The 5,091-nt window shown below is 61.8% G+C and carries 4 protein-coding genes and 1 pseudogene; all 5 read right to left on the bottom strand.

What is annotated here, in order from left to right; genetic code table 11:
* Positions 1-288 (bottom strand): annotated as a pseudogene (gene hcp, locus ENGE1_RS26030) (type VI secretion system effector Hcp); the annotation flags it as partial.
* A 5-nt stretch (positions 289-293) separates the two neighbouring features.
* Positions 294-1,964: an OmpA family protein gene (locus tag ENGE1_RS26025; protein WP_064360885.1), complete on the bottom strand. Its 1,671-nt coding sequence runs from the start codon at positions 1,962-1,964 to the stop codon at positions 294-296.
* Complete coding sequence (tssL, locus tag ENGE1_RS26020) at positions 1,964-2,662, bottom strand: type VI secretion system protein TssL, short form (RefSeq protein WP_048255380.1); 699 nt, start codon at positions 2,660-2,662, stop codon at positions 1,964-1,966. The genes ENGE1_RS26025 and tssL overlap by 1 nt, the downstream gene beginning before the upstream one ends.
* On the bottom strand, positions 2,659-4,008 hold the full coding sequence (tssK, locus tag ENGE1_RS26015) for a type VI secretion system baseplate subunit TssK (RefSeq protein ID WP_048255382.1): 1,350 nt from the start codon (positions 4,006-4,008) through the stop codon (positions 2,659-2,661). Before tssK ends, tssL begins: the two co-directional genes overlap by 4 nt.
* A gap of 18 nt (positions 4,009-4,026) precedes the next feature.
* On the bottom strand, positions 4,027-5,091 hold a 1,065-nt coding region (gene tssC / locus ENGE1_RS26010; RefSeq protein WP_064360884.1), incomplete at its 5' end, for a type VI secretion system contractile sheath large subunit.

Below are 5,091 nucleotides of genomic sequence, written 5' to 3'. Positions count from 1 at the left end.
ACCGGCGTCGTTGATGCGGTACCACTTAAACTCCGCCGTCTTCAGGGTCTGGCCGGTGGTCACCGCCTTGTAGAGGTACGGGCTGGAGGCGTCGATTTCCTTGGTGAACAGGAACGGCGTGTGGATGCGGGTCCCGGTCAGCTTGCCGGTGTTGTTGTCGGTCGGGATGTACAGGTTATGCTCCTGGGCCACCACCTCGATGCTGCCCTCGCGGTCCTTAACGTCCACGGAGCCTTTGATGTCCGCGCCGCCGTCGTCCTTCAGCCACAGATAAACGGGAATTGCCATGCGTGTTACTCTCCTCTGAGATGTGAAGCGCCATCATCCTTCGATGGCGCGGGGGGTTCGCCCGGCGCCCGGCAGGCGTCCGCCTGCGGCACCAGGCTGATTTCGACCCGGCGGTTCTGCGCCCGCCCTTCGGGGGTGTCATTGCTGGCCACCGGGCGGTCGGCGCCGTAGCCCTGCACGGCGAAGCAGCTGCCCGGCACGTCGCCGGTATCGCGCATCCAGTCGCGCACCGCTTCGGCGCGCCGCAGGGAGAGGGCCTGGTTGACCGGCGGGCTGCCGGTGCTGTCGGTGTGGCCGCTGACCACAATCAGCCAGCCGGGCCTGGCCTTAATGCCCACCAGGGCGCTGACCAGCAGCTTCGTGGCGCCGGGCTTCAGGGACGACTGCCCGGTGTCGAACAGCGCCATGCTGTTGAGGCGCACGGTTCGGGATGCCTGCGGTTCAGGGGCGGCCGCCTGCTCAGGCGCAGGGATCCAGGTATCAATCGCCTGCTGTACGGCCAGCCACAGACGCTGCCCGGGGTAATACCCCAGACCGTAGCGAACAGGCTCTCCCTGACGCTGCCAACGCTCAAGCAGCAGCGCATCCTGCTTCAGTGCAGCCAGCGATTGCGCTTTAGGAACGTAATGATCCATCGGAATGGCATACCAGCGGGCAAGGTCAGCGCCCACTTTACGAATAAGCGTCTGGTTATTGCCCGCAGAGAAACCGAGCGCCGCCAGGGCACAAACCAGCAGCACGGCGACCAGACGTCGGGTGAGCTGCCCACCCTGAACGGGCACCGTCACCGGCCTGAGCAGCGGTAAAAGCGCATCCGGGAAAGCATATTCCGCGCCGCTGTCGCGGTATGAGGGGGAAAACAGCAGGCCGGAGTGCCGGTTAAGCCAGTCCGACCAGACGGAGGTGGTTTCCCCCGCAGGCGCGCCGGTTTTCAGCACCACGGCAAAGGGGCTGACCGCCGGATACAGGCGATCGGGCTTCTCCAGCTCATCAATAAACACCGTGCGCATCAGGGTAAATGCCTGACTGATTACCGGCAGCGAAGATAAATGTGAATCCTGCCAGTCAGCGAGCGCCTCCGGCGATTCGCCCGCCGGGCAGACTACCGGCTTATCACCCCGGATGATTATCCAGGGCGAGTCCGGCCCGGAAACCTCGCAGCTCATCACCAGCGGAAGCTGAAATCCCGTCACGGCCTGCAGCTTTATAATCTGCTCGCGCAGCGCTTTCACCGGAGCCCGCATCACGGACTCATCCTGATACCGGTCAGGGCGGCAGATAAACATCACGGCAAGCTGGCCAACGGCGTGAGGCTGGCGCTGCTGTAAGCCCTTAACCATACCCGCAAGCCTGCTGACTTCACCAACGTGCAGCCACCAGCCCTGAGACGTTTTACGCAACGGCTGCGCGTTAAACAGGCTACCGGCATCCTCGCCACACACCAGCATCACCGGCCCGGGCGTGTCGATCTCGGGAAGGGCATCAGCCACCGACTGCGCAGCAGTGCCACGTTTTTTCTCTCTCAGAACCGCAAGGATCACCAGAACAGCCAGCAGTAATGTCACACCTGTTTTGATCACGTTGCCCAGCGGGATGAAATACCACAGCAGCCAAAGTACCCCGGCCGTGGCGGCCAGAGCGTGCACGATGACGGATGCAATCACGGATCTACGCATTAGCGGGGCAGCTCCGGGATCTGCGTCGCCAGCAGCGAGCGGAGCCAGAGATGTCCCCCCCACCACACGACGCCCGTAATTACCAGTGCACAGATTACCCAGAACCAGACCGAACGCATCAGGCTGTAGCGGCGCTTCCCCGTCCGATGAACCATCAGCGACAGTCCCGCATCCGGGGCGGGAACGCGCTCAGCCAGCGCATTCATCACCTCATCACGCTGGCGCTGGCTGACCGGATCCAGGCCGTAAAGCCCCTGGAAACCCAGGGCAATCACCCGGTGATAACAGGTCAGTACCGCCTGAACGGGCGCAGGCTGCTTTAGGGTCTCCGCAATACGATCCCACAAAGCCTCCCCGGCCCGCAGGGAGCCAAAGTAACGGGCCTGAAGAGGTGCCTGCCGCCAGGCTGACTGCCCGATATCAGGCTGACGGGTTGCATCGTCTGTCCCATCGTCCGGTACAGGCGGCCTGCGGCTCATTACGGTCTCATCCAGCAGCGCGCACTGTGCATAGGAGATATGCGCAATGCTGGTTTCATCATATCCGGCCTCAGCCAGCGCTTTGCGCACGGCCTCAACCTGCCTGCAGCAGCGTCCGTACAGCTCGCCGCCGTCCGGCGTGACGCCGCCGTGTTTGAGCATGGTGACGGTAAGCCAGGTTTCAGCCATGAGTTCGTCAATATCAATCTCTTTTCTCATGAGCGCAGCACCGCAAAGAGTTCAAGCTCCAGGGCTCCGAGCAGTTCGGGAACGTAGAACAGGCACACACCCTGCTCCAGCATCTCCCGGGCCGCCGTGCTCTCCATATCCAGGGCGAAGTACTGGTTTTCCATGCGTACCGGCAGTGCGGCCGGTACGCGACTTACCGGGATCAGCGGGATCCCCCGGAGAACCGCACCGTAGATGGTATTAACCTCATCCGGTGAACCCGCCTGGCAGAGCGCAGGAAATTTCTCTGCAACCTGCCAGGCGGGTACGTCAGATCGGACAGAAAGATAAAGATCCGCCTCTTCACGCAGGCGAACATCATGCAGCGAGGCTTTCCAGGTCTGCCGGTCCGGGCGAGACATCTCCAGCGCAATCACCCTTGACGGCAGGCTGGCCTCAAGCAATGTTGCGATCAGGTCGAACAGCGGGGGAAAGGTATTGCTCAGGTCAGCGTGATCGTAGCCGGGGATCGCATCCGGATCGCTGTCCAGGGAGAAGGTCAACATGCTGCCCGCCAGGCGGGCCAGTTCAGCCCAGACAATCTCAGGATGTCGATCAGGGTAGCGTTCATACTCCTGCAGCACTCGCGCATGGGAGTTAAGGGCATTCAGCAGCCAGAAGAGAGAGACATCTGCAACCGCAAAATCCGCTAGGCGCTCGTTGCTTTCCCGACGCATGGACATCAGCCGCTGACGGCGGGAGCGCAACTGGCGATTCAGCAGCGTGAGGCGCTCTTTCAGCGTCGGGCTGGCGGAAAAGAACACCAGCGGTGGGATGAACGCCGGATCCTGACGCCATCCGCCCTGGCCGTTCCGGATAAGACGGGCAACCGGGCATACGCGCCAGGACTCGTTATTTTCGTGAGCGAAGCGGAGCGAGAAATTAAACCGCGCAACGGCCATGGACTCCTCTTCAGGACCAAACGCATCCTGGACGGAAACCCACTCTTCGCGATAGCGAAGCGGGCGTTCAGCCTGCCCCTCGCCGGACTGCACATTCACAATGCCCGGCTGCATGAGCGGCAGAGCAATCACGACAATAACCGCATCCTTCCCTGCGGTCGCCTCATCGTTAAGCTCTCGCGGTTCAGGCGGTAAATCGCTGCTATGAGCATCAATCAGCGTGCCATCTGCCAGCCACAGACGCAGCTGTAACATCTGCATCAGTCCTGAAGCAAGCAGCGCCTCATCAAACTCCGCTTTTTCAATTCCCCACGCAAAGGGCGAAGCCAGGGCAGCCACGCCGGCGCTGCGAAAAGCCTCCCAGTCGGACTGCTGCTGGAACTGCTGGGGCGACAGAAGCGCCCCTTCATTCCACAGTGGACGATAAATTTTCATCCCGGATAATCCCTTCTTTTACGCTTTCGCCTTCGGCATCCGGGAGACCAGCGACAGGTTCACGTCCATCCCCTCCACCTGGAAATGCGGAATGGCGTACAGCTTCACGCGGAAGAAGCCCGGGTTGTCCTCGATGTCCTCCACCACCACCTTCGCGTCGCGCAGCGGGTGTGAGGCCTGCAGCTCGTCGCCCGGGTCGGTCATCTCGGTCACCAGGCTCCGCACCCAGGTGTTCAGCTCCAGCTCCAGCAGCCGGCGGTCCTTGGTGGAGCCGATGTTTTCGCGCTGGATAATCTTCAGGTAGTGGGCGATGCGCGACAGCAGGAAGATGTACGGCAGCCGGGCGTTGATGCGGCTGTTGGCCGTCGCTTCCGGCGTGTCGTACAGCGCCGGCTTCTGGGTCGAGTTGGCCGAGAAGAAGCAGGCGTAGTCGCGGTTTTTGTAGTAGGAGAGCGGAATAAAGCCCAGATTCGCAAATTCAAACTCGCGGGTCTCGGGGATCATCACCTCTGAAGGAATTTTCACCTGGTTGCCGGTCCCGAGGTCGTAGAGGTGAATGGGCAGGTCCTGCACCGCGCCGCCGGACTGCGGGCCGCGAATTTGCACGCACCAGCCGTTGTGGATGAAGCTCTTCACCATGTTGGCGGCGAAGGCAAAGGAGGCGTTGGTCCACAGGTACTTGTCGTGGTCCGGGCCCTTCACCTCCTCGATATAGTTGAAGCTGCGCACCGGCACGGTGTCCGGGCCGTACGGCAGGCGGCCCAGCACCCGGGGCATCACCAGGCCGAGGTAGCGCGAGTCGTCGGTGTCGCGGAACGACTTCCACTTGATGTACTCGGCGCGGTCGAAGTAGTTGCCGATATCCTTGATAGCGGCGACTTCTTCCATACTCTCTTTCAGGAAGAATGCCGGGCCCGCCGAGCCGATAAACGGCATGTGCGCGGCGGCAGAGACTTTCGAGATGTTGCGCATCAGCGCCACGTCCTGGGCCGAGGCGTCAAACTCATAGGAGGAAATCAGCGCGGCAATCGGCTCGCCGCCGGGAGTGTCGTACTCATCAATATACGTGTGCCTGTATAATCC

The sequence above is a fragment of the Pluralibacter gergoviae ATCC 33028 = NBRC 105706 genome (genome assembly GCF_001598855.1).
Lineage (GTDB): Bacteria > Pseudomonadota > Gammaproteobacteria > Enterobacterales > Enterobacteriaceae > Pluralibacter > Pluralibacter gergoviae.
This window is presented reverse-complemented; position numbering and strand designations above follow the sequence as displayed.